Genomic DNA, 2,036 nt, shown 5'->3' with positions numbered 1-2,036 from the left:
TTCAGTGACGCAGTTAACGCAGTAAGCATACCACCTGGGGAGTACGTTCGCAAGAATGAAACTCAAAGGAATTGACGGGGGCCCGCACAAGCGGTGGAGCATGTGGCTTAATTCGATGCAACGCGAAGAACCTTACCCGGGCTAAATCTCAGGCGACCGGTCCCGAAACGGACCTTCCCTTCGGGGCGGCTGAGAAGGTGCTGCATGGCTGTCGTCAGCTCGTGCCGTGAGGTGTTGCCTTAAGTGGCGCAACGAGCGCAACCCCTGTGGTTAGTTACCAGCACGTAATGGTGGGGACTCTAGCCAGACTGCCTACGCAAGTAGTGAGGAAGGTGGGGACGACGTCAAGTCATCATGGCCCTTATGTCCGGGGCTGCACACGTGCTACAATGGATGGTACAGAGGGAAGCTACCCGGCGACGGGCTGCAGATCTCGAAAGCCATTCCCAGTTCGGATTGGAGTCTGCAACTCGACTCCATGAAGGTGGAATCGCTAGTAATCGCGTATCAGCAATGACGCGGTGAATACGTTCCCGGGCCTTGTACACACCGCCCGTCAAGCGATGGAAGTCAGGAGTACCTGATGTCGGCGTGCTAATCCACCTTTGGTGGAAGGCAGCTGCCTAGGGTAAGCCTGGTAACTGGCGCTAAGTCGTAACAAGGTAGCCGTACCGGAAGGTGCGGCTGGATCACCTCCTAGGAATAAGTTCTCTGGGGCTTGCCAATAATCTGTCTATACTTTGATGCCTTCCGGGGCAACGGGCAGGCGGCGCTGTCTGCCGAATGGGCTTGTAGCTCAGGTGGTTAGAGCGCACGCCTGATAAGCGTGAGGTCGCAGGTTCAACTCCTGCCAAGCCCACTGTTCGCACCAGGAGGGGCTATAGCTCAGCTGGCTAGAGCACCTGCTTTGCAAGCAGGGGGTCCGGGGTTCGAATCCCCGTAGCTCCACAGAGCGAGGGGGTGAGGAGTTTATCCCGGGGCTTTACAGGAGGTTTTTAACATAGTGAACAAGACAAAAGATGTGCGGTAAGTTTGGGGAGACCCGGGCTGGGCCGGATGGGGATCGACGCCCCGGCAATCTTCTTTTGCCTGCCTGGTGCAGGCAAGTTCTTTGACGTACTGAGGTAAGATGAGAGTTAGTTGTTCTCGCCGCGAGGTGGGTACAATTAACCAAAAACAAGATTCTTAAAGAATCGAACAGATTCTTAAATAATCGAGTAGTATAACGAGGTAAAAAAAATCGAGCTCATGTGAATTGGGTGGCTGTACGATATGTGCAAGCCATGCAAGGAACAAGTAGAAAAGGGCGTACGGTGGATGCCTAGGCATACAGAGGCGATGAAGGACGTGCCAAGCTGCGAAAAGCTGCGGGGAGCTGCAAAGAAGCGTTGATCCGCGGATGTCCGAATGGGGCAACCCATCCCGGTTTACCGGGATATCCGTCAGCTGACGGAGGCTTACGAGGGGAACTGAAACATCTAAGTACCCTTAGGAAGAGAAAACAATAGTGATTTCCCAAGTAGTGGCGAGCGAACGGGAGGTAGCCCAAACCAGGGGATGCTTGCATCCTGTGGGGTTGTAGGACTTACCATAAGACCAATCAAGGTGAATTGAAGCTGTCTGGAAAGCAGCGCCACAGAAGGTGAAAGCCCTGTAAGTGAAGCTGGCGTTGGTTGGTAAGGATCCTGAGTAGTGCGGGACCGGCGAAATCCTGCATGAATCTGGCGGCACCATCCGCCAAGGCTAAATACGTCTGTATGACCGATAGTGGACTAGTACCGTGAGGGAAAGGTGAAAAGAACGCCGAGAAGGCGAGTGAAATAGTACCTGAAACCGTGCGCTTACAAGCGGTCGGAGTCTCGATGCATGACTGAGTCTATAAGACGAGCTTTACGCGAGCCGTCCCGAAAGCCTTCGGGAGCGAGCGAAAAGCCCCAGCCATGGCAGTGAAATAGCTGTTGGTGGCGGGATGTTTTGTGGACTGAGTCATGTGTCGGGATGACGGCGTGCCTTTTGTATAATGAGCCTACGAGTTG

At 54.1% G+C, this 2,036-nt stretch carries 2 tRNA genes and 2 rRNA genes (1 of these 4 cut by a window edge); all 4 read left to right on the top strand.

Features of this window, described 5'->3' with window-relative positions:
- A 16S ribosomal RNA gene (locus BG260_RS13675) occupies positions 1-700 on the top strand; the annotation flags it as partial.
- 85 nt (positions 701-785) lie between these two features.
- Positions 786-859, top strand: a tRNA-Ile gene (locus BG260_RS13670).
- A gap of 15 nt (positions 860-874) precedes the next feature.
- A tRNA-Ala gene (locus tag BG260_RS13665) sits at positions 875-948 on the top strand.
- Positions 949-1,290: 342 nt separating this feature from the next.
- Positions 1,291-2,036, top strand: a 23S ribosomal RNA gene (locus BG260_RS13660) (it continues 2,279 nt past the right edge of the window).

The sequence above is a fragment of the Rhodohalobacter halophilus genome (assembly GCF_001715195.1).
Taxonomy (GTDB): Bacteria; Bacteroidota; Rhodothermia; order Balneolales; family Balneolaceae; genus Rhodohalobacter; species Rhodohalobacter halophilus.
This window is presented reverse-complemented; position numbering and strand designations above follow the sequence as displayed.